Here is a 23859-nt window from a genome sequence, read left to right on the forward strand (position 1 = left end):
AATGGTTGTGAACATGAAAGCAAAACGTGAAGTCAAATTAATAGTTGACACTAAAGAAAACGTCTTAGTTAAATCCCATCAAGGTAAATTACAATTAGATGGTTCAACTAAACCGCTTAAAGGCCAAATAGGCGTTGCTTGTACAATTGCTTCGCGTGAAAGACTGAGAACTTTTTATGGCAAAGACGCAGAAAAAAGCATTGACCCTGTAGAGCGAAAAGGCAGAGAAACCGAAATCATTCTTAAAAAAGTTAAAGCAATTATGGTATCACAACCCTTAGATTACTCCGCATTACTTGAAGAAAGTACTCGTGGTTTAGAACAAATGAGTTACGATCCCCTCACTGAAATTTTTAAGAATCCCGCTTTTATTCATCAAAAAACAGAATTCGCTCAATCCAGACAGCCTCTGAATGCTGTTAAATTATATAATATGTCAGCCGTTGATCTTCAAGCCAAATGGGCTTTCTTCACTCTAATGGACAAAGCGGATCAAATATTTGGTCTCAAAAACTTAGACTGGACTATTGATGACGGATTTGCAGGATTAAAACAAGCACTGCGAACTAATGGACAAATTATTTTCCAAGGGAAATATGGTATCTGCTTTCATGGGGGTATGAATGTTAGGAAACACCCAAGTGAAAGTAGAACCGATCGAGAGGTCTATTTTTTTAAACCAGGGAGCTTGCATGCTTCATCATGGACTCATTGTGTGATTGTTGATCAAGCAAAAGTTATTGATGGTAAGGCTTTCATTTTCTTTAGAGATCCTTACAATTCTTCTACTCCTGGAACGCCAGAGAAAGTTTATATGTTAAGTTATGAGAGTTTCGTCCAGCGCATATCGGATAAATACGGCAGGGTTGGAAGACCCGACGCTACTTATGGTTTAGTCGTCGAGCAAGAACAATCAGTAGCAGTCCACGAAGATGAGGACCCCGTTAGTTCGATATCGAACTTATATGTTTAACAAACATAGCAATCTTTTTCCAATCAAATAGAATTAGCAAGAGAATCAAGAGCATTGCCCGAAAAAGGGTTTTGCTCAATGATTTTTTTACCTACATTCTTTTTTAAAATTCTTCTTTTTGCAATTTATTTTAGCTTTACTTTCTTTAATAAATAAAAGGAGGATATTCATAGACTCTAATCATTGCTATCATTTACAAAATTGACCACTGATTTAAATCGAAGAAATACAGAGCCTAATGGATAGTTTACATCAATTGTTAAATTTCGTTTTACATATCGACAATTACTTACTTAGTTTTGTGGCAAACTACGGTACCTGGACTTATTTAGTTCTCTTTCTCATTATTTTTTGCGAAACTGGTTTAGTAGTTACTCCTTTTCTTCCTGGAGACTCCCTACTTTTTGTTGCCGGCAGTATTGCAGCCCAGCCGAATGCTCCTTTGCATATTTTTATACTTCTTTTTTTACTGATCGCTGCATCCATTTTAGGTAATCAATTGAATTATTTTATTGGCCGCAAACTAGGGCCTCGTGTTTTTTCAGCAGAAACCTCATGGCTACTTAATAAAAAACATTTAACAGAAACGCATCGCTTCTATGAAAAACACGGTGGAAAAACAATTATTCTCGCTCGATTTATACCTATTATTCGTACTTTCGCTCCTTTTGTAGCCGGCATAGGTTATATGCAGCCTTATCAATTTTCTTTTTATAATTTCAGCAGCGCTCTGCTCTGGATTGGCAGTTTACTCGGTTGCGGCTACTTTTTTGGCTCCCTGCCTTTTATTAAAGACAATTTTTCAATCGTTATTTATGGCATTATTGTCCTCTCGATAAGCCCTCCTTTAATCGCTTTTCTTTACCGCAAAATCGCTTCTTGCGGTCGAAGAAAATTAGAAACAGAGGCGGATAAAAATTAAGTTGAGAGTGAAAGGATTCGAATACAGTTAGGGACAGAATTTAATTATGACAACTGCAATTACAGCAATCGGCACAGCTAACCCTGTTCACAAATATAATCAAAAAACTATTGCGGAGATTTTGGCAAATTTATTAAACCTAGGGATGGTAAAAAAAAGGCTACTCAAATCAATCTATAACTCCTCGGGTATTGAAACGCGCTATAGTGTCCTCGCCGATACAAGTCAAACTAAAGAGCAATTTACTTTTATTCCTGATTCTTCAGCAGAAGAGTATCCAAGCACTTCAGAACGGATGGAGATTTATCGCCAAAATGCACTGCATCTATGCCTTAAAGCGATAGAAAATTGTTTAGCGACTCAAAGTGATTTTGATCGCCAGCAAATTACTCATCTGATTACAGTGAGCTGCACAGGAATGTATGCACCAGGAATCGATATCGAAATTATTCAAACCCTTAATCTAAATTCAAATGTCAAACGGACTGCTATTCAGTTTATGGGTTGCTATGCGGCTTTCAATGGTATTAAAACTGCCGATGCTTTTTGCAAAGCGGATAAAAATGCCAAGGTTTTAGTAGTCTGTGTCGAATTATGCACTATTCATCTACAACATAAACAAGATTTAGATAATCTTATCTCAAATGCCATTTTCGCCGATGGTGCTGCTTGTGTGTTAATTGAAGCGGCGCCTCAACAAAAAAAACACCTTAGTTTAGACGTTTTTCATTGTGATTTACTTCCTCAAAGCAACCAAGAAATGGCTTGGCATATTGGGGATCATGGTTTTGATATGGTATTAACATCCTATGTGCCTCAAGTGATTAAATCCGGTATAGCCCATTTCGTTGCTAACTTGATTGCGCAAAGTAAATTAACGCCGGAGGAAATTGATATCTACGCAATCCATCCTGGCGGCATTAAGATTCTGCAAGCCTGCGAAGACGCCTTAGCCATTTCCAAGGAAAAAACCAAATATTCTTACGAAATCTTGCGTAATTTTGGCAATATGTCGTCGGCCACTATTTTGTTTGTTTTAAAAAGCATTTGGGATGATGTGAAACCTCTGATCGATCACAACAAAACAATTTTTAGCTGCGCCTTTGGGCCGGGGTTAACGCTAGAATCAATGTTGCTAACTATTAAGGATGGAGAGTAGCCGCTATCACGCTTGGTTTTGTCGGCCAAATCCGATCTACGTGCCGGCTCGCAAATTTCCTGTTAGCAAACAACAGGAATGATAGCATTCAGCTTGTAAGTGCGAGATAGGGAAGGGTTAGCCCCTTTTCACCTGTGCTTTCTTCTGTGGATTGAGACGGCTCACCTCCACCAAAAAAACTAGCTGCTTGCTGCCATAAAGTTCTCTCTTTTATCGGAATATAAGCCGCTTCTTTGGGAGTATGGAAAAATTTAGCGGAATAATGACCTGTTTTAACATGTTGGAGCACTGTATCTTTAATCTCTTGCGGAATTTCTTCTGCCGGTAAAGGGAGCATTTCGATTTGCTCTGCCATATCTTGTTTGTGATTATCAAGTAGTCTATTCTCATGATAGATAAAAATGGCCCCCATCAAATTGAGCAGAAGATCCATTAAAGGTGTCGTATCAATAGGAAATACAAAATAAGCTATTAAACTGATACCTCCAGCAAGAATAAAACAAATAAGTTGAAACATACCAAGTGGAGGATTTATTTCATAAAGTTTTTTAACTATTAATGCCGCTCCATATAGCATATATAAGGTCAAAGCGATTGACAGCGGAGTGGCTAAACTAGCCAAAACCGTTATTGGGAAAAAGTTAATAAAAAGACAGGCTGAAACGCCTAGCCCAAGGACTAATGCCGCACTCACTAAATAAGGAGAAAGCCCCGTATACTGGGCTAAAGGTCTAACTATTGAGTTCACTGGGCAAGCGAGTATTGTTAATAAACTACCCACTAGAGGTATGCTTATTATTAAGGTCGTTGTCATAGGGAAGAAAACCATGGGTAAAGAAATAAGGGCTATTAGGCCCATTATTTTCATTGCTATCCATGCTACCGCCCCTTTATTTAAATGGCCACGCTGAAAATCCTCATAACATTGGCTGAATTCCTTAATTAAGGGCTTTAATATTTTCTCAGCAAACAAGTGATTACTTACAAGCGTAATTCCTAAAAAAGCAGAGTTTAGTAAAGCAACCAATAATTTAACCGGCGAAAGCAACTTTCGTGTCGCTAAAAGAGACCATAACTCGCCCGTCACAATGGCATCTCTATATTGAAAATCATCCAAATACTCTTCAGCAAACATGCTGAGTATCAATTTACGCCATTCTTGCTGGTATTTTTGCCAAATTGGCATGTCTAGTTGCTTTAAAAAATGAGATCCTAGCTCAGCATTTAAGCTTTGTTCCTCTTGTTTTAATAACTGAGCAAGACTGATAAAAGAGGCATGTTTTCTGGAAAAATCATACTTCTCTTCTTCGGATGCAAGGAATCTGAAATCAGCGAGGAGCCCTTCATATGCTTCATTAATTGCGTCGCGGGATAATAAATCGAAGGCTGTATCAGGAAGGTCAAAATCAACAACAGTAAAATAACGATTGATTTCAAGAAATTCATCACCCTCTTCATCGGAAAGAATGAGCTGATAAGTTTCCGCAATCTCCTTAAATCTTGCCTCATCACCACCGCGATCCGGATGATATCTTAATGCGAGTTTCCAATATTGTTTGCGAATTTTGTATTTTTTTTCTTCTTCGCTCAGATTGTCTAAATCTGTCGGAGCAAGTTCAAGTTTTTCTAGTAGAGCGAATTCTAAACGCATGGGTCAATATCTCTAATCGCATAAAAAAAGAGCAAATTATATTTTTTTAATCCTTTTGTCAATCAAAGATTTTTCAGCAAGCAGTTCCAAGCTTATTTTTTCTTTGTTTCGCGATCCAATTGACGTAAAAACATCATTTTTTCAGCAATCTTTGATTCTAAACCTCTGGGTCTAGGCTCATACCAATTAGGTTCTTTCATTCCTTCAGGTAAATAAGTTTCTCCCGCAGCATAGGCATAAGGTTCGTCATGAGCATAGCGATATTGATGTCCATAGCCCAGCTCTTTCATTAATTTAGTCGGTGCATTGCGTAAATGAATAGGAACTTCTCGCGATTTATCTTGTTTCACAAAGGCCATTGCCTTATTAAAAGCCATATAGCCTGCGTTGCTTTTGGCAGCAGCCGCCAGATAAATCACCGCCTGTCCAAGAGCAAGTTCGCCCTCAGGTGAACCCAGACGTTCATAGGTTGAAGCGGCATCATTAGCAATTTGCATCGCCCTTGGATCAGCAAGACCTATATCTTCCCAAGCCATACGTATTATTCGACGTGCTAAATACAAAGGATCCACCCCCCCATCGAGCATACGACATAACCAATAAAGTGCAGCATCAGGATGAGAACCGCGCACAGATTTATGCAAAGCAGAGATTTGATCATAAAAATTTTCTCCGCCCTTATCGAAGCGACGATTAGCAGGACTCAGCGCATTTTGAATGAGCTCAGCAGTCACCTCAGTTTGGCCTTGTGCATTAGCGGCGATATTAATTTGTTCTAATAGGTTTAACAATCGTCGTGCATCACCATCCGCATAAGTCACCAGTCGTTCTGTGGCCTGTTCATCAAATTGTAAATGAGCCAGTGCTTGCTTATGCGCACGCGCTAATAACTGTTTCAAATCTTCTTCAGTTAAGGGCTTTAATACATAGACCTGTGCCCTCGACAGCAGCGCGGAATTCACCTCAAAAGAAGGATTTTCGGTCGTTGCCCCGATAAAGCTAATCAAACCTGACTCAGTAAACGGTAGCAAGGCATCTTGCTGCGATTTATTAAAGCGATGAATTTCATCAATAAAAAGGATGGTATGACGCTCTTGATTGAGGTAATGCTTCGCTTGCTCAACAGCAGCACGAATATCCTTTACCCCGGAGAAAACAGCAGAGAGTGCAATCCATTCGCAATCAAAGGCAGCGGCAGATAAGCGCGCGAGGGTCGTTTTACCTACTCCCGGAGGCCCCCATAAAATCATGGAATGGGGTTTACCTGATTCAAAGGCAAGCCTGAGCGGCTTACCCTCACCTAGCAAATGTTCTTGACCAATGACCTCATCCCAATGTTTTGGTCGCAATAATTCAGCAAGGGGTGCTTTGGGTTGAGTATCAAATAGGCTCATTGCTGAACAACATCCGTTCCTTTTGGTGGTTTAAATTGAAATAAGCTCGCGGCAACCTTGGGGTTAGCTTTAACATTCGATAAATTAACAATCGTATGCTGACCTAGCTGATCATACATTTCAATGGTACTTAAAACATCCTGTGTAAATACTAATTTTAAGCGCTGAAAATTAGCTTTCTGCGATTTGGAATGTAAGTCGTAGGCTTGTTGATTACCGGAAACGGATTCAGTCACATCAAAATCCCGTGTCACGCTATTCGCGTAACCACTTAAAAACAGAGCAGCAGTACCTTCTAGACTGCTGTCTTGCTTCTTCACCGTCACTTGCTCCAGATCGACATCGTAAACCCACAATTTTTGGCCATCAGCAACAACTAATTGCTCCATAGGATCTTTTGTTTGCCAACGAAAACGCCCTGGGCGTTCTAAAGCCATAGTCCCTGTTGAATGTGAGATCTCTCGTTCTTTGGTTTTTACGGTCTGCTTAAAATTAGCGGTTAAGCTACGCATCGCATTCAATTTAGTTTGTAAAACATCACCAGCCGCTTCGCAGAATACCTGTTGTGTAAAAAAACAGAGTGTTAATAAAATAATTTTTTTCATCTTAATCCTCAGTTACGGTTGACACCAACACATCTCTAAACCCGCCGTCCAAAGGTCCGACAATACCGGTCCGCTCCATTTCTTCCACTAAGCGAGCCGCCCGGTTATAACCTATTTTTAAACGGCGTTGTACAGCCGAAATACTCGCCTTTCGTGTTTGAATGACAAATTCCACAGCCTGATCATAGAGCGGATCGGCTTCCTCAGTATTTTGCCCCTCTTCCGCAAAACCACCCCCTTCAGAGTGATCACTGATTTGGGTAATTTCATCGATGTACTCAGGTGTACCACGCGAGCGCCAATCGTCAGCAATGCGGTGAACTTCTTTGTCATCGACAAAAGCACCATGGACACGCAAGGGAGCACCGCTACCGGGTGCGAGATAAAGCATGTCGCCATGACCTAGTAATTGCTCCGCACCTTGCTGATCTAAAATGGTGCGCGAATCAATTTTTGAAGAAACCTGAAACGACATTCTCGTAGGGATATTTGATTTAATTAATCCGGTTAATACATCAACCGAAGGTCGTTGCGTTGCTAAAATCAAATGAATACCGGCAGCTCGTGCTTTTTGTGCGATACGGGCAATCAACTGTTCTACTTTTTTACCCACCACCATCATCATGTCAGCTAATTCATCGATAATAACGACGATGTAGGGCAAGGTTTGTAATTCAGGTGCTGCTTCATCAACAGAATGAATGGGCTTCCAAAGGGGATCAACTAAGGGCTCACCTTTAGCAATGGCTTCAGAAATTTTTGTATTAAATCCTGCTAAATTTCTTACTCCCATCGCCGCCATTAAGCGATAACGTCGTTCCATTTCGCCGACACACCAACGTAAAGCCGAGGCCGCTTCTTTCATATCAGTCACAACCGGCGTTAGCAAATGCGGAATCCCATCATAAACCGACAGTTCCAACATTTTTGGATCCACCATAATCAGTCGGACTTCTTCAGGCGTTGACTTAAATAAAAGACTTAAAATCATCGCGTTGATGCCGACTGATTTTCCTGACCCAGTGGTTCCTGCGACCAATAAATGCGGCATTTTTGCTAAATCAACCACCATCGGATGGCCAGCTATGTCCACACCTAGCGCCAGAGTAAGGGCTGAATGAGCTTGTTGATAGACATCGGCTGAAAGTACATCGGATAAGCGCACCATTTCTCGATGTTGATTAGGTAATTCGATACCAACCACTGTTTTACCTGGAATCACTTCGACAACTCGAACGCTGGTCACTGATAAAGAACGGGCTAAATCTTTTGCCAAGGCCGACAGTTTAGAGACTTTAATTCCCGCCGCTAACTGCAATTCAAAGCGAGTGATCACCGGACCAGGATGTACAGCCACAACATCGGCTTGAATACCAAAATCCAATAAATGTTGTTCAACTTCCCGAGACAAGGATTCTAATTCTTGATGTGTGTAGCCGCCCATCGCTTTTCCTGGCTGCCCTTTATCGAGCAAGCTTAAAGAAGGCAAGCCAGCCACAGGCTGGGATTGCTGCGGCAAAGATTTCGTCGGACGAGCTCCTTTTACAGCAGGCGCAGACTTTAGGGTAGGCATAGCAGGTTCTATTACCGGCACCACCTTGGGGGCTAACAGTGGAGCAGTCGGAGTTTCTGTATTTAAAGTTGGGCTTAAGGTCGGTATTAAGATAGGCAGTGACTTCCCCTTGTCTTTTGCAGAACTGAGACTGGCTTCTTTTTTAGGGTTTATGGCAGGCAGTTTCGATTCAGCTAGACTTCCTGCTTTTGGTTTTTCAGCTTTCTTAAAGTTTGTTAACTGCCCTTTGAACAAACGAGAACTCAACATGAAACCTCGCCCAATCCAAGCAACGCCGGCTAGCGCATAAGAACCTAGGGATTCAACAGCATGAATCCAAGAAAGACCTGTCAATAAGGTAACCCCTACCAAAAGAATGGCGAATAACAGTAAGCTTGCTCCTTGCAGATTCAAGGCATATTCAAAGCCATCCGATACAAAACTACCTAGCACCCCACCAGCACTGTGATAGGCATCTAAGGGTTCGATTTGCGGTTCTAAACTTAATAGACCACAACCGCCGATCATTAGAAAAATCAAACCGCTACCGCGTAAACAGATTGCAGGTTTGTTTACTATTTTAAGCGCGCGATGATCTTTTAAAATCAACCAAGCCACATAAGCCGCACATAAGGGCAAAAGAAAGGCGAGATAACCAAACACAAAATAAAAAGTGTCGGCGATGTAAGCACCCACCTGCCCCCCTGCATTGGCAACTTCTGCACTTCCTTTACTGACATGCGACCAACTCGGATCACTTAATTCATAGGTACTTAGCGAGAGCAAGACAAACAAAGCACAAGCAGTGATAAGAATAAAACTGCCTTCACTAATTCGTCGGATCAAAAATTGCGGTAAGGTTGTTTTAGGTTTTCTTGCCTGATTACCCACTTGTTGTTTTCCCATAGGTATTTAAATGTGTGTTATTTTGTCATAATATCAGCCATCTTAACATAACAAATAAGGAAGGCAGAGATAATGAGCAAAAGCCATCACCATCGCTTAATAATTCTTGGCTCAGGCCCTGCTGGATATACCGCTGCAGTTTATGCTGCCCGCGCTAATTTGAATCCAGTACTGATTACTGGTATGCAACCAGGTGGTCAATTAACTACCACAACCGAAGTTGATAATTGGCCCGGTGACGTAGAAGGTTTACTCGGTCCAGCTTTAATGGAACGTATGCAGCAACATGCTGAACGTTTTGAAACCAAAATTATCTTCGACCATATTATGAATGCTGATTTACAACAACGCCCCTTCAAATTACAAGGCGACAGTGAAAGTTACACCTGTGATGCCTTAATTATTGCTACGGGTGCATCGGCACGTTATCTGGGCTTAGCATCAGAAAAAACTTATCAAGGCCGCGGTGTATCGGCTTGTGCAACCTGTGATGGTTTTTTCTATCGCAATAAAAATGTTTGTGTGGTTGGCGGCGGTAATACTGCAGTTGAAGAAGCCTTGTATTTATCCAACATTGCTGCCTCCGTTACTCTTATTCATCGTCGCGATAGTCTGCGTTCTGAAAAAATTTTACAAGATAAATTATTTGAGAAAGCAGAAACAGGGAATATTAATCTCCTTTGGCATCATACCATCGAGGAGGTGCAAGGCGACGGCATGAAAGTCACAGGCGTACGTGTTCGTAATGTGCTTGATGATAGTTTCAAAGAACTTCCTTTTGATGGGGTTTTCATTGCGATAGGTCACGATCCAAATACAAGTTTGTTTAAAGGCCAGCTCGATATGAAAGAAGGCTACCTAGTTATTAACTCTGGCTTGGATGGTATGGCAACTGCGACAACTATTCCTGGCGTATTCGCCTGTGGTGATGTCGCCGATCATGTCTATCGCCAAGCAATTACCTCAGCCGGCTTTGGTTGCATGGCTGCTTTGGATGCGGAAAAATATTTAGATTCAATAGGTTAAACTGAATTTGTTGGGCCTTGACCCAACAAATTCAACTCGACTAAACGCCTTGAAACTAGGAGATTATTATCCCTTTCCCCATACTTCTAAGCTCTGAAGATTATCGTTTCCCCCCTCCTGAGCAGAGTGATTCACAAGGTTTATTGGCAATCGGTGGCGATTTATCACCTGAACGTATTCTTGCAGCTTACCGACAAGGTATCTTTCCTTGGTTCGAACCTGGCGGCCCCATTCTTTGGTGGTCACCTCAGCCCAGACTTATTTTAAAACCGGAGCGTTTTAAATTAGCTCGCAGCCTTAAACAAGCACTTAAAAAAAACCATTCTTTAACTATTGATCAAGCATTTGCTGCAGTCATTAGAGCATGCGCGCAAGCGGAAGGCCGAATCAATCATACTTGGATCAGCGATGAAATGTGCGAAGCTTACACAAAACTCCATCAAATGGGTTATGCTCACTCTTTCGAAATTTGGTCAGAAAATAAATTAGTCGGTGGCTTGTATGGGCTAAGCTTAGGTCGCGCCTTTTTTGGTGAATCAATGTTCCACTATCAGCGCGATGCCTCGAAAATGGCGATGTATTATCTTTGCCAAACGCTCGTTTCTTGGCAATTTGACTTTATTGATTGCCAACTACCTACTACTCATTTAGCAAGCTTAGGCGCGGAAGTGATTGCCCGCCGTGAATTTCTTAAGCTTTTAGAAAAAACTTTAGAACATCCTACGCGACAGGGATTTTGGGAGTTAACCAAATAATCCTCCCTGCAAAATCGTCCTAATATTGAAAGATAAATAGAGGACCATTGCCATTTTCCCGATTTTGGTGCACTATTTGCGCTTTATTCGGATCAAATTTTTTGGGAGCCCCATGGCAAAAGAAGATCACATTGAGATGCTTGGTACGGTTGTCGATACCCTGCCTAATACTATGTTTCGTGTGGAGCTAGAAAACGGTCATATCATAACTGCTCATATTTCTGGCCGCATGCGCAAAAACTACATTCGCATTCTTACAGGCGACAAAGTAAAAGTAGAGTTAACTCCCTATGATTTGACCAAAGGTCGCATCATTTTTCGCGATAAAAACTAAGATAAATTTGCTTGTCATTTCAAGTAGGTTGGGCCTTGGCCCATCGACCTTCCTGGCTAAGCGGTATCTAGCTTATACTCCGATCTTGTAGTCTAAATTAACCATTCGGACTCTGAGGTATCCCCACGAAATGAGTATCTAAGGATTTGTATTAATTTTATCCCGTTCAGCCTGAGGAGCACGCATGACGTGCGTCCCGAAGCCTGTCCTGAGGCTCTCGAAGGGGGTCTGCCCTGAGGCTCTCGAAGGGATCTTTTGCGACACTTCGAGACAGCGCTGCGCGCTTCCTCAGTGCGAACGGGATAAACATAAAGATCACGAAATGAGTATCTAGGGAATTTGTATTAATTTTATTCCGTTCAGCCTAAGGAGCACGCATGGCGTGCGTCTCGAAGCCTGTCCTGAGGCTCTCGAAGGGGCTTTTTGCGACACTTCGAGACAGCGCTGCGCGCTTCCTCAGTGCGAACGGGATAAACATAAACATCACGAAACGAGTATCTAGGGAATTTGTATTAATTTTTATTCCGTTCAGCCTCAGGAAGCCAAGCTATTCTTTGCAAAGAATAGCCTTAACTCCCCGCTATCATCATTTCTTCGATCAATATCGAACCGCAACGCGTTGAAATATTAGGATTGATATCACTACCAACCGCAATGATCGTCTTAAACATATCCTTTAAGTTACCTGCGATAGTGATCTCTTCAACTGGAAATTGAATCTTCCCCTTTTCTACCCAAAATCCCGCAGCACCTCGTGAATAATCACCAGTTAAACCATTAACACCCTGGCCCATTAATTCGGTTACCAGTAAACCCTTATACATTTTTTGCAATAATTCATGCAAATCACCCGCAGTTGCATCTACGGTCAAATTATGAACTCCGCCACTATTAGCCGATGTTTTTAATCCCATACGACGCGCTGAGTAACTACCTAAGACATACTGGCTAACTCGACCGTCCTCCACAAAAACATTATTTCGTGTAGGCACTCCTTCTCCATCATAAGGCGAACTTCCTAAAGCACCCAACAGAAAGGGTTGTTCGTAGATTTTAAATCCGCTAGGAAAAACTTGCTGACCAATAGAATCCAGTAAAAATGAATTTTTTCGGTATAGGTTTGAACCATTAATAGCATTGAGGAAACTTGAAATTAGCCCGCTGGAAATACGCGATGAAAACAAAACCGGCACTTTTTGAGTCGCTATTTTTTTTGCACCTAAGCGACTAGTAGCTCGCTCAACTGCCGTTTTTGCCATCAATTCTAAGGAATGCAAATGCCTGTGATCCCGTGCCGTGGTGTAGTCATAATCGCGTTGCATTGTTTTGCCTTTTTTTGCAACCATGGAACAACTGACGCTGTGGCGAGTACTTTGTACAATCCCTTCACCCCCATAGGTATTCGCAAAAGCATTACAAAACTCATAAGTTGAAAAATTAACACCGTCTGAATTGCTTATCCGCTTATCCAATGACAAAGCGTGTGCTTCACAGGCCAGGGCTTTTTCTATTGCTTCTCGAGGACTAATACTCCAGGGATGATAAAGATCTAAATCGGGATGGCGATTCGTCATTAACTCACGGTCGGGAAGTCCAAAACAAGGATCTTCAGCACTCACCCGAGCTATATCACAGGCAGCGGCTACTAAACTGTCCAGGGCCGCCGGCGAAGTATCCGTGCTGCTTGCCCCTCCTTTGCGATGTCCTATATAAACCACTAGACTGACGCCTTTATCTTCACTAAAAGCCACTGTTTCAACTTCGCCCATTCGCACATCCACTGAATAGCCGCTATCGTGGTTAACAGAGACTGCTGCGTCGGTTGCACCTTTATTACGTGCCCTTGCCAAAACATCCTGCATTAATTCAATTAAATTGCGGGTTGACTTAACTACTACTCTATTGTTATTTTCCGGTAATGTTTGCATGGTGGTTCTGCCGCTATCAAGTTTGTTATAAGGATACAAGATTAATATGCCCAGGCAAACCATTGTTCTTCCAAAATGGCTGACCCGAAAATCTGTGCTTAAAATTTTAACTGCCATCCCGTTGCTATTCTTTTTTACAAGCTGTACTCAAGCTGCTGAGGACTGGCGTACCCTTGCGCCTGGTATTGAATATCAAGATATTGATGGCAATTATCTTACGCCTTGGTCGCATCTTCATGCTTTTCGCATCAATTTAAAAGAGAATGAACTCTCACTCGTTTCTGCCAAAGATTTGTCACGCGAGCATGCCTCCGTTGATGAATATGTTCAATTCTCTAAAGCCTTATTAGCGGTTAATGGCGGTTTTTTTGATAATAATTATAAGCCGCTAGGTCTAAGAGTTTATAATAAACAGCAACAAAACCCTGCAAAAAACATTAGCTGGTGGGGCGTATTTTACGTTAAAAACCAGAAGCCTTATTTATCGAGTATCAGTCAATATCATTATAAGAATCAGGTTGATTTCGCAATTCAAAGTGGTCCGCGGCTATTGATCAATAATCGCATTCCACCGCTTAAGCCTGGCAGAGCAGAACGTTCTGCTTTAGGTATAACACATGACGGTCGAGTTATTGTTGTTGTTACCGACAATTTGCCTCTATCTACAACCGAATTAGCTCAGCTTATGAAAGCACCGCCGCTCAACTGTGAAAATGCGCTCAATCTTGACGGTGGTAGTTCAAGTCAATTGCATGCTAAGATCGATTCCTTTCAATTAGAGGTTCATGGATTTTCCAATGTCAGTGATGCTGTCATTGTCAAAGAGCGAAAATAAAATCAAAGGATATTTAAATGAGTTTAATTATTCGTGCTGCAACTCCAGAAGATATTAATGCCTGCGGAGAAATTATACACAAAGCCTTCACGAATATTGCCACAACTCATAAATTCAGCCCTGATTTTTCCAATTTGGAGGCTGCCAAATTTGTCGCTCAAACGAACATAGAAGATCCTCTAACTTTCAGTGTGGTTGCTGAAAGAAATGGAAAAATACTAGGTTCAAATTTTTTAGATAAGCGCGATGGCATCTATGGTGTGGGTCCTATTTCTGTCGATATAGACACTCAAAGTAGTGGTGTGGGTCGACAATTAATGCAGGCCGTTCTTAAAGAGGGGCGTGAAGCTCGCGGGATACGTCTTGTTCAAGATGCCTTCAATATGGCAAGTATGTCGCTTTATTCTTCTCTGGGCTTTGATATTCGAGAACCGCTTTTGACCATGAAAGGTAAACCCAAATCCGAGCCCTTAGCAGAAGTTGAGGTTAGGCCTTTTATAATGAACGATCTTGAAGAATGTGCTTCTTTGTGTAAGAAAGTGCTTGGCTTTGACCGCAGCCAAGCCTTGCAAAAAGCCTTGCCTTGTTCATCCGCTTTTGTTGCTTTGCGAAAAAAAAAGATTATTGCCTACAGCTCGGCTATCACTTTCTGGCCTTTAAATTACAGTGTTGCCCTTGACGATGAAGCTATGGGCGCCTTAATGTTAGGTGCAGCTCCCTTTTGTGAAGAACCCTTATCTTTCATATTAATGTCTCGACAAACAAATTTTTTTCGCTGGTGTCTTAGTCAAGGGCTACGCGCTTTGAGTCCAAGAACATTAATGACGATGGGTGACTATCAAGAACCTCAAGGTTATTATTCACCAACGGTTTTTTATTAAAGCCCTTTGACCATGCGATCTGCTAACTTTTTTGACATAAATAAAAGCTCCCACAAATTATCCACAGCTTATCCCAAAATTATTCCCTTGACCCGAGGGAAAAAACACAATATATAGGGCTAAATTTTTTTTGATCACAATATATTGTGTTTTTAATCAGCTATACTTATTATATGACTCTACCTTATTCTTAAAGTAGACCCACAGCTGATTTTCATGGAATGAGCGTCCTTGGGTGAAACAAATACCTTCGTGGAGAAAACATGTCTGAGATTCTAGAGCCGGTAAAAGATGTATCGCAAATAAGTCAACTGGAATTGACCGCTAATGCCCCAGGTTCACTGAAAACCATTAAGCGTAATGGCAAAGTTGTCGCTTATGATGACAACAAAATTAAAGTGGCTATTACCAAAGCATTTATTGCCGAAGAAGGTGGCAATGCCGCGGCTTCCAATCGTATTCATCAGCAAGTCGAGGAAATTGCCCAACAAATTACGCAAACCTTCAAACGCCGTCTCCCAAGTGGTGGCACGATTCATATTGAAGACATTCAAGATCAGGTTGAACTAACTTTGATGCGTAGCGGCGAATATAAAATTGCTCGTGCCTATGTTCTTTATCGCGAAGAACATCGCAAAGCACGTGAAGCCAGTTTAAAACAAGTTAGCGCTGATTCTAAAGTTTTATTGATCACCATGCCCAATGGCGAACTTGCGCCTCTCGATATGGAGCGTGTCAATACGATCGTTGCGGAAGCTTGCCGCGATTTGGACAATGTAAAAGCCGAACCAGTGATTAAAGATGCTCTACGCAATCTCTTTAATCATGCAAAATTAGATGATGTCCATAGAGCACTGATTATGTCGGCGCGAACAATGGTAGAAAAAGAGCCTAACTACACTTATGTCAGTGCTCGCTTGCTCTTAGACAGCCTCCGTTCTGAAGCATTAAGTAAACTGCAACTGCAATCAGAAGCTACCTTCGACGAAATGGCTGAGCTTTATCCTGCTTATTTCAAAGCTTATATTGCCCATGGTATCGTTCAAGGCATACTTGATCATCGTTTAAGTGAATTTGATTTAGATAAACTGGCTAAAGCTTTACTTCCCCAACGCGACATGAAATTTACTTATCTAAGTCTACAAACACTCTACGATCGCTATTTTATTCATGAAAAAGGCGTGCGTTATGAATTACCTCAAGCGTTTTTCATGCGTGTAGCCATGGGTCTTGCTATTCGTGAACAAAATCGTGAAGACAAAGCCATTGAATTCTACCAACTTCTTTCTTCTTTTGATTATATGTCGTCTACCCCCACCCTCTTTAATTCAGGGACAATTAGGCCACAATTATCAAGCTGTTATTTAACGACTGTGCCTGATGATCTGGATGGAATTTACAGTGCAATTAAAGATAATGCCTTACTCTCAAAATTTGCGGGTGGCTTGGGTAATGATTGGACCCCTGTAAGAGCGATGGGTTCTCATATTAAAGGCACTAATGGTAAATCACAGGGTGTTGTACCTTTCTTAAACGTTGCCGACGCTACTGCAGTCGCTGTTAACCAAGGGGGTAAACGCAAAGGTGCTGTTTGTGCTTACCTCGAATGTTGGCATCGTGACGTGGAAGAATTTCTCGACCTTCGTAAAAACACCGGTGACGACAGACGACGTACCCATGACATGAATACAGCTTTATGGATTCCCGATTTATTTATGAAGCGTGTTCATGAAGACGGCGAATGGACCCTGTTTTCTCCCGATGAGGTGCCGGAATTACATGATGCCTATGGTAACGCTTTTGAAACACTCTACGTCAGCTATGAAGAAAAAGCACGTCAAGGGCAAATTAAGAATGTTAAAACCCTATCTGCGGTCAAACTGTGGCGCCGTATGCTGTCCATGTTATTTGAAACTGGCCATCCTTGGTTAACGTTTAAAGACGCTTGCAATCTACGTTCACCACAACAACATGCCGGGGTTATCCATAGCTCAAACCTTTGTACTGAAATTACGCTGAATACTTCAGTGGATGAGATTGCAGTTTGTAATTTAGGCAGCGTGAATTTGCCTGCTCATATTCGCAATGGCAAAATCGATCGCGAAAAATTAAAACGTACGATTACCACTGCAGTTCGCATGCTTGATAACGTCGTCGATATTAACTACTACTCAGTACCACAAGCGCGTAACTCTAACTTGAAACATCGACCCGTTGGTCTTGGTATGATGGGTTTTCAGGATGCGCTTTATGAGCTAAAGCTAGACTATACTTCTAAGCAGGCAGTCGAATTTGCCGATGAATCGATGGAATTAGTAAGTTATTATGCTATCGAAGCCTCTTGCGACTTAGCTAAAGAACGAGGCAGCTATTCAAGTTATGAAGGGTCGTTATGGAGCAAAGGTATTCTACCTATCGACTCGATCAATTTGTTACAGCAAACTCGCAATAAATACCTTGAACAAGATCGTTCACAACGCTTAGATTGGGAAAGTTTGCGCGTTAAAGTACGCACGCAAGGTATGCGTAACTCGAATGTGATGGCGATTGCTCCAACAGCAACGATTTCCAATATCTGTGGTGTATCGCAGTCCATTGAGCCAACGTATCAAAACTTATATGTGAAGTCGAATTTATCAGGCGAATTCACGGTTGTGAACCCCTATTTAGTCGCTGATTTAAAAGCACTGAATCTTTGGGATGAAGTAATGGTCAATGACTTAAAGTATTTTAATGGTAGCGTGGAACCGATCAGCCGAATACCCAGGGAGTTGAAGTCCCGTTATGCCACTGCCTTTGAAATTGATCCCATGTGGTTGGTTGAAGCAGCATCTCGCCGGCAAAAATGGATCGACCAAGCGCAGTCACTAAATATTTATATGGCAAAACCATCTGGTAAAAAACTAGATCAATTATACAAACATGCATGGCTATGCGGCTTAAAAACCACCTATTACTTACGCAGTCTAGGGGCTAGTAATGCGGAAAAATCGACGGTTACTGATGGCGCGCTCAACGCAGTCAAAATCGAAGAAGAGCCTAAAGTATGCTCTATTCTCGACCCTGATTGCGAAGCCTGCCAATAATGAGGAGAAAATAAATGTCTGGTTCTACTAGAGAACATACAAGAACACCCGAGTTTTTGGGTGCAACCGGTTTAGAAACCCTAGAAATGGGCGCTGGCCGCATTCATGTTGATGATAAACAAATTATTAATTGTCGTGCCGATTTAAACCAATTAGTACCTTTTAAATACACCTGGGCCTGGGATAAATATTTAACCGGCTGCGCTAACCATTGGATGCCCAATGAAATCAATATGAGTGCAGACGTTGCACTATGGAAAGATCCGAATGGATTAACTGCTGATGAACGCCTCATTGTCCTCCGCAATTTAGGCTTTTTCTCAACGGCTGATTCCTTAGTGGCCAACAACTTAGTATTGGCTGTTTACCGTCATATTACTAATCCTGAGTGCCGCCAATACTTACTTCGCCAAGCCTTCGAAGAAGCCTTGCATACTCATGCCTATCAATATGTTATTGAAAGCTTAGGCCTGGATGAGGCCGCTGTATTTAACATGTACAGGGAAATCCCCGCTGTCGCAAATAAAGCGTCTTGGGCCCTACCCTTCACTCAAAGTTTGGGGGATCCTGATTTCCACACCGGTACTCCAGAAAACGATCAACGATTGTTACGTGACTTGATTGCCTTCTATGTGGTTTTTGAAGGGATTTTCTTCTACGTTGGCTTCACTCAAATTCTTTCTATGGGAAGACGCAACAAAATGGTAGGAACCTCTGAACAATTCCAATACATTTTGCGCGATGAATCCATGCATATGAATTTTGGTATCGATGTTATTAATCAAATCAAAATTGAAAATCCTCATCTGTGGACTCCTGCTTTCAAAGAAGAAATCATTCAATTGATTAAAGAAGGCGTTGAATTAGAGTATCAATATGCTAAAGACACTATGCCTCACGGCATTTTAGGCATGAATGCAGAAATGTTTGAGGAATATATTCACTTTATTGCTAACCGTCGCCTTAACCAAATTGGCCTAGCAGAGCAATATCCAGGTGCAGAAAATCCATTCCCGTGGATGAGTGAAATGATGGATTTGAAAAAAGAGAAAAATTTCTTTGAAACTCGAGTCATTGAATATCAAGCAGGCGGTACTTTAAGTTGGGAAGATGAGGATTAATTTTAAGGTTCATCTCTGTACTCCTGTATGATGCTAGGCGTCATACAGGTTTCTTTTTGCTAAGCTTTTTCAAACCTGCTTTGATAATCGAAGCACTTCAAGACTCTCGAAATTACTCCTATTTGGTTCTTGACGTGTTTCGTTTATCAAAGCAATTTCTCTCAAAATGAGACCAATTGACGTTCTAATCCGCCTATGCTAGCTTTTAACTGATTGAAACTAAAAGGAGTTAGTATGGATCTTGTCAGTGCACTAATCAGTTTAATTAGTGGCGTTATTGGGGGCAATATCTTAGGGGCAGCCTGGAAGGAAAAAAGCCTTGGGGCAATAGGCAACTCGATCGCAGGAGCAATTGGTGGTGTTGCAGGTGCCTATATTACTCAAGCGGTTGGTATTTTAAACACTTTAGGCTTAGGTAACATGACCATTGGTTCAATGCTCGGTAATGCCGGTTCTAGTGCGGTGGGTGGAATAATCTTAACTGGTATCGTGGGAATGATAAAAAGCGCTATGACTAAAAAGGCTTAATTAATTCAGCATTCGCTCTATGGATTCCATAGAGCAAATTTCTCGAAACTACAGTACCTCCCAGCATAGAGTTTTCTCACTCTCCTTTTGCAACACTTCGAGACAGCGCTTCCTCAGTGCGAACGGGATAAACAAAACGATCAATGAATTAAACAGTCTATTTAATTTCGTGGGGATATCTCAGCTCGGACTGAGCCTTTCGAGAGCCTCTGGACATACCTTTGAGGGGCTCAGCCCGAATGGAACCAGATAAAACAGGGGGGTTAGCCCAACCTACTCTGGACGCAGATGCGGGAACAGGATTACATCCCGGATAGAAGACGAGTTAGTAAATAACATCACTAAACGATCAATCCCTATTCCTTCACCGGCCGTCGGTGGCAGACCGTACTCCAGAGCTTGAATATAATCACTATCAAAATGCATCGCCTCCATATCCCCTGCTTCTTTTTCTTCAACTTGCTTGAGGAAGCGTTCCGCTTGATCTTGAGCATCATTAAGCTCTGAGAAGCCGTTAGCAATTTCTCGTCCAGCAATGAAAAACTCAAAACGATCGGTCACTTCTGGATCCGCATCATTGCGTCGCGCCAGAGGCGAAACTTCTGTGGGGTAAGCAGTGATAAAGGTAGGTTGAATCAGCAGATGCTCGACTTTTTCATCAAAAAGAATCATTTGCAACTTGCCCAAACCATCGCTGTCTTTATATTCATAACCCAAACCTTTAATTAAGGCTCTACAATTCTCAACAGACTCAAGCTGTTCTGCACTAATTTGCGGGTTGTAATGCAAAATAGACTCTTTCACAGTCATACGTGCAAAAGGTTGGGCAAAATCAATAACCTGCTCTTGATAGTCAATTTGCCGCTTACCCAAGACCACATCACAAAGATGGCGAAGCAATTGTTCAGTGAAATTCATGAGATCGTTGTAGTCCGCATAAGCTTGATAAAACTCAACCATCGTAAATTCTGGATTATGGCGAGTAGAAAGACCTTCATTACGGAAATTACGGTTAATTTCATAAACACGCTCAAAGCCGCCGACAACTAAACGCTTCAAATACAACTCTGGAGCGATACGCAAATACATCTCCATATCAAGCGTATTGTGGAAGGTTACAAAGGGACGCGCGACAGCCCCGCCAGGTATCGGATGCATCATTGGCGTTTCCACTTCTAAAAACTGATGACTATCCATAAATTGGCGAAATGCTTTAATGAGTTTTGAGCGAACAAGAAAAGTTTGTCGGCTTTCTTCATTAGCAATTAAATCAACATAACGCCGACGATAGCGCATTTCTTGATCCGCTAAACCATGGAATTTATCGGGCAAAGGCCGCAGAGATTTAGTCAGTAATTCAAGCTCTTCGGCATTGACAGTTAACTCGCCGGTATTCGTTAAGAACAACTCACCTTTTACGCCAACGATATCACCTAAATCCCAATGCTTAAATTCTTCATAAACCTCTGGTAAATCATTTTGACGCACATAAACTTGGATACGTCCCGAGACATCTTGAATATGAAAAAAACTAGCTTTTCCCATAATACGACGCAAAACAATGCGCCCAGCAACAGCCACTTTAACCTTCTTTGCTGTTAGAGTTTCTTTATCAATCTTAGCGTATTGATCGAGCAGATTCGCTGCTAGATATTGGCGGCGAAACTGATTAGGAAAATTAAACCCTTTAGACCGCAAATCCGCTAATTTTTGTTTGCGAATTTGGTAAACTTCACTCTCGTCTAACTGTTGTTCTTCTATCATTGATCCCCTACTCCTGCTTTCAAACTTGCTACAATAAATTGATCTAAATCACCGTCTAAAACGGCTTGAGTATTCGACGTTTCAACGCCTGTGCGTAAATCTTTAATGCGCGACTGGTCTAAGACATAGGAACGAATCTGCGATCCCCAGCCTATGTCTGACTTACTCGCCTCAAGTGCCTGTTGCGCCGCGTTTTTCTTTTGCATTTCCATTTCATACAGCTTTGCTCGCAATTGCTTCATTGCCTGATCTTTGTTTTTGTGCTGGCTGCGATCCGTCTGACATTGCACCACAATTCCGCTTGGCGCGTGAGTAATACGAACGGCTGAGTCAGTTCGGTTAACGTGCTGTCCACCCGCTCCAGAGGCACGGTAAGTGTCTATACGTAAATCTGCTGGATTAATTTCGATATCAAGATCATCATCCACTTCTGGCGATACAAAGACAGCAGCAAAGGAAGTATGACGGCGATTTCCCGAATCAAAAGGTGATTTGCGCACTAAACGATGAACGCCGGTTTCAGTGCGTAACCAACCATAGGCATATTCACCGCTGAAATGAATCGTGGCACTTTTTATTCCAGCTACTTCACCAGCAGAACATTCAATTAACTCGGTAGTAAATCCATGATGTTCGCCCCAACGCAAATACATGCGCAATAACATCTCAGCCCAGTCTTGTGCTTCAGTACCTCCGGATCCTGACTGGATATCCAAGTAAGCATGGGAATCGTCCATTTTGCCAGAAAACATTCGTCTGAATTCAAGGCCAGCCACTTTTTTTTCAATGACAGCAACTTCTGCAGCCACATCATGAATTGCAGCCTCATCGTCTTCGGCACGAGCCAATTCAAAAAGTTCAGCTAAATCAGTAATACCTTGGCCTAATTGTTCTAATTGATTAACCACTGCTTCCAACTGTGCTCGCTCTCGACCTAAAGCTTGTGCCTGTTCGGGATTATTCCAAATCTCTGGAGACTCTAACTCTCGTACAACTTCTTCTAAACGCTCGCGTTTACCCTCAAAGTCAAAGATACCCCCGAAGCGCATTAGTTCGCTCATTTAAATCAGCCAAATCAAGCGTGATTTGATTTATTTCTAACATGAATGTCCTAAGAATTTTAATTAAAACGATTATTGTACCGCGAAAGCTAAATACTGACCATATACTCATCATGCAGGTTTGTTGTTATCCCTGCTTTGCGAAGGCAGGGATCGGTCCGTCAACAGGTACAATACCAAAATAGAGAAGAAAGCCTGTCTTCGCAGCAAGAGAGATGACAGTAACCTGAGAATAATTAACTCTGATACCTAGGCAGAAAAACAACTGGACAATTATTAAACAGTATATTGCAAATTATTCGATCATTCTCTAAATAAAAAATTTCTTTGCTTTTATCTCATTATATAATGTCTTAGATTCGTTGGTTCCTTAGCTATAATTAATGAATAACCTAATGATCGATGCTTATGAAGATTGCTTTCGGAGAGATTAATTATGAGTAAACAAAAGTTTGATAAAGATACAACTGCTCAAGCACAAGATGCAATTAGAGAAGAAGAGAAAAAGAAAGAAGAAGAACTAAAAGCTCAGAATTTAGCAAAAGAAGAAGAAGAAAAAAAACTTGCAATGAGAAATCTACAAGCCGAGCAAGAAGCTGCAGAAGAGCAAGCACAGTTATTAAACAAAAACGATGAAGAGGATAAGGAAGTAGAACAAATCGGCCTTCACCTCCTTGATATTAAGCCTTGGAAAAAAGACAGCGAAGAGTTACTCAAGGATTACAAAGATAAATTTCCCGATAGAAAACTAGACGAGAAAGGAACATTACTTTTTACTAGCCGTGAAGAGCTGGAGCAGTTTCTAAATGACCAAGCCAAGCTTCCTCCAGAAGGAAAAGGCCGTAAATTCTTAGTATCAGAAGTCGATGCGAAGGGGCAACTTTTAGGTAAGCATCATTTTTCCTGTGGTGACGGCAAGGTCTATTCAGGTAGTCCAGAAGAAATTATCGCTAAATTGAAGGAAAACCAAGCGACTGCTAATCCCACCACTCAAAAACTAATAGCAGATGGGCTTTCTATATTTGAAAGAATATTGAATCCTAAACCTCAACCTACTACAGATGCTAAAAAGCGTTTAGAGGCAATGAAGTCGGGAGACCAACCTCCTGCTCCGACTGCGGAACCGAAACAAGAGGAATCAGAAGGAGATTACAAATCCCCTTCTCCTTTTAATTCAACCCCTAATCCTTTTCATTAGGGATTGCCAGACGCACGTATCGACGTACCACGGCTTGTCCGCGATATCTAGAAATCTGAGTGTGAAAAAAGATCACCTGGATACCGCGGACAAGCCGTGGTACGTCGGCAGGAGGAACTAAATTTGCAATAATGACGGCTTGTCCGCGGGATTCACAAAAACTACGCTAAAACGCCGCCC

At 41.7% G+C, this 23859-nt stretch carries 19 protein-coding genes; 12 read left to right on the forward strand and 7 right to left on the reverse strand.

Annotated features, from left to right (window positions below):
* Window positions 1–13 precede the first annotated feature (13 nt).
* From Lnau_RS00710 to Lnau_RS00720, 3 genes are all read left to right on the forward strand, one after another.
* Entirely contained in the window at window positions 14–973 is a 960-nt protein-coding gene (locus Lnau_RS00710; RefSeq protein ID WP_058503230.1) for a hypothetical protein, read from the forward strand.
* A 238-nt stretch (window positions 974–1211) separates the two neighbouring features.
* Window positions 1212–1895 carry a DedA family protein gene (locus Lnau_RS00715; protein WP_058503231.1) on the forward strand — a complete coding sequence of 228 codons (684 nt, stop codon included), beginning with the start codon at window positions 1212–1214 and terminating at the stop codon, window positions 1893–1895.
* 46 nt (window positions 1896–1941) lie between these two features.
* Entirely contained in the window at window positions 1942–3054 is a 1113-nt protein-coding gene (locus tag Lnau_RS00720; protein WP_058503232.1) for a type III polyketide synthase, read from the forward strand.
* An 88-nt stretch (window positions 3055–3142) separates the two neighbouring features.
* Here Lnau_RS00720 and Lnau_RS00725 read toward each other — a convergent pair whose 3' ends face one another.
* The 4 genes from Lnau_RS00725 to Lnau_RS00740 form a co-directional block, all read right to left on the reverse strand.
* Entirely contained in the window at window positions 3143–4705 is a 1563-nt protein-coding gene (locus tag Lnau_RS00725; RefSeq protein WP_058503233.1) for a J domain-containing protein, read from the reverse strand.
* Between the two features lie 92 nt (window positions 4706–4797).
* The gene (locus Lnau_RS00730; RefSeq protein WP_058503234.1) at window positions 4798–6099 is read right to left on the reverse strand and encodes a replication-associated recombination protein A; all 1302 of its coding nucleotides are present in this window, start codon (window positions 6097–6099) and stop codon (window positions 4798–4800) included.
* Window positions 6096–6704 carry an outer membrane lipoprotein periplasmic chaperone LolA gene (gene lolA, locus Lnau_RS00735; RefSeq protein ID WP_058503235.1) on the reverse strand — a complete coding sequence of 203 codons (609 nt, stop codon included), beginning with the start codon at window positions 6702–6704 and terminating at the stop codon, window positions 6096–6098. Before lolA ends, Lnau_RS00730 begins: the two co-directional genes overlap by 4 nt.
* A gap of 1 nt (window position 6705) precedes the next feature.
* Complete coding sequence (locus tag Lnau_RS00740; RefSeq protein WP_058503236.1) at window positions 6706–9162, reverse strand: DNA translocase FtsK; 2457 nt, start codon at window positions 9160–9162, stop codon at window positions 6706–6708.
* Window positions 9163–9234: 72 nt separating this feature from the next.
* Between Lnau_RS00740 and trxB the strand changes: the two genes are divergently transcribed.
* From trxB to infA, 3 genes are all read left to right on the forward strand, one after another.
* On the forward strand, window positions 9235–10188 hold the full coding sequence (gene trxB, locus Lnau_RS00745; RefSeq protein WP_058503237.1) for a thioredoxin-disulfide reductase: 954 nt from the start codon (window positions 9235–9237) through the stop codon (window positions 10186–10188).
* A gap of 80 nt (window positions 10189–10268) precedes the next feature.
* A complete protein-coding gene (gene aat, locus Lnau_RS00750) occupies window positions 10269–10943 on the forward strand; it encodes a leucyl/phenylalanyl-tRNA--protein transferase (RefSeq protein ID WP_058503238.1) in 675 nt (224 codons plus the stop codon).
* 112 nt (window positions 10944–11055) lie between these two features.
* Window positions 11056–11277, forward strand: a complete 222-nt coding sequence (gene infA / locus Lnau_RS00755; RefSeq protein ID WP_058503239.1) for a translation initiation factor IF-1 — start codon at window positions 11056–11058, stop codon at window positions 11275–11277.
* Between the two features lie 569 nt (window positions 11278–11846).
* On the opposite strand, the gene pmbA is transcribed toward infA, so the two are convergent.
* Window positions 11847–13205, reverse strand: a complete 1359-nt coding sequence (gene pmbA, locus Lnau_RS00760) for a metalloprotease PmbA (protein ID WP_058503240.1) — start codon at window positions 13203–13205, stop codon at window positions 11847–11849.
* Between the two features lie 46 nt (window positions 13206–13251).
* Between pmbA and Lnau_RS00765 the strand changes: the two genes are divergently transcribed.
* The 5 genes from Lnau_RS00765 (at window position 13252) to Lnau_RS00785 (ending at window position 19656) form a co-directional block, all read left to right on the forward strand.
* Window positions 13252–14040, forward strand: a complete 789-nt coding sequence (locus tag Lnau_RS00765; protein WP_058503241.1) for a phosphodiester glycosidase family protein — start codon at window positions 13252–13254, stop codon at window positions 14038–14040.
* Window positions 14041–14057: 17 nt separating this feature from the next.
* The gene (locus Lnau_RS00770) at window positions 14058–14921 is read left to right on the forward strand and encodes a GNAT family N-acetyltransferase (RefSeq protein ID WP_058503242.1); all 864 of its coding nucleotides are present in this window, start codon (window positions 14058–14060) and stop codon (window positions 14919–14921) included.
* Window positions 14922–15184: 263 nt separating this feature from the next.
* The gene (locus tag Lnau_RS00775) at window positions 15185–18007 is read left to right on the forward strand and encodes a ribonucleoside-diphosphate reductase subunit alpha (RefSeq protein ID WP_058503243.1); all 2823 of its coding nucleotides are present in this window, start codon (window positions 15185–15187) and stop codon (window positions 18005–18007) included.
* A 14-nt stretch (window positions 18008–18021) separates the two neighbouring features.
* The gene (locus Lnau_RS00780) at window positions 18022–19128 is read left to right on the forward strand and encodes a ribonucleotide-diphosphate reductase subunit beta (protein ID WP_058503244.1); all 1107 of its coding nucleotides are present in this window, start codon (window positions 18022–18024) and stop codon (window positions 19126–19128) included.
* 234 nt (window positions 19129–19362) lie between these two features.
* Window positions 19363–19656, forward strand: coding sequence for a hypothetical protein (locus tag Lnau_RS00785; protein ID WP_058503245.1), 294 nt, complete (start codon window positions 19363–19365; stop codon window positions 19654–19656).
* Between the two features lie 273 nt (window positions 19657–19929).
* Here Lnau_RS00785 and lysS read toward each other — a convergent pair whose 3' ends face one another.
* Together lysS and prfB are read right to left on the reverse strand one after the other, a co-directional pair.
* Window positions 19930–21420, reverse strand: coding sequence for a lysine--tRNA ligase (gene lysS, locus Lnau_RS00790; RefSeq protein ID WP_058503246.1), 1491 nt, complete (start codon window positions 21418–21420; stop codon window positions 19930–19932).
* Window positions 21417–22524, reverse strand: a protein-coding gene (gene prfB, locus Lnau_RS00795) for a peptide chain release factor 2 (RefSeq protein ID WP_133134834.1) whose coding sequence is annotated in 2 segments (ribosomal slippage) — window positions 21417–22448 and window positions 22450–22524 — 1107 coding nt in all. Because the reading frame shifts where the segments join, the coding sequence is not laid out codon by codon here. The genes lysS and prfB overlap by 4 nt, the downstream gene beginning before the upstream one ends.
* A 393-nt stretch (window positions 22525–22917) precedes the next feature.
* Here prfB and Lnau_RS00800 point away from each other — a divergent pair.
* Window positions 22918–23679 (forward strand): hypothetical protein, encoded by a 762-nt coding sequence (locus Lnau_RS00800; RefSeq protein WP_058503248.1) that lies wholly within the window; start codon window positions 22918–22920, stop codon window positions 23677–23679.
* Window positions 23680–23859: the final 180 nt, after the last annotated feature.

The organism is Legionella nautarum, assembly GCF_001467895.1.
Lineage (GTDB): Bacteria > Pseudomonadota > Gammaproteobacteria > Legionellales > Legionellaceae > Tatlockia > Tatlockia nautarum.